This is a genomic window from Corynebacterium sp. UMB9976 (assembly GCF_030212265.1).
Taxonomy (GTDB): Bacteria; Actinomycetota; Actinomycetes; order Mycobacteriales; family Mycobacteriaceae; genus Corynebacterium.
Genome location: NZ_JASODY010000122.1, coordinates 1 through 257 on the forward strand (window position 1 = coordinate 1; position 257 = coordinate 257).

At 54.1% G+C, this 257-nt stretch carries 1 pseudogene; it reads left to right on the plus strand.

Annotation, left to right across the window (positions count from 1 at the left end):
• Positions 1 to 257 (plus strand): annotated as a pseudogene (locus QP140_RS10070) (protein translocase subunit SecF); the annotation flags it as partial.

Sequence of the window (257 nt, forward strand, 5' to 3'; positions counted from 1 at the left end):
CCGTCGTGGTCTTCGACAAAGTCGACGAGAATACGGCAGGCTATCGTTCATCGACACGTAGAAGTTACGCCGAGCTGGTGAATCTGGCTGTCAACCAAACCATCATGCGTTCTATCAACACCACAGTGTCGACGCTGCTGCCAATCCTGGCACTGATGATTATCGCCGTGGGCATGCTGGGTGTCGGTACGCTGAAGGATTTGGCGCTGGTCCAGCTCATCGGCATTATTCAGGGCACGTTCTCCTCGATTTTCCTG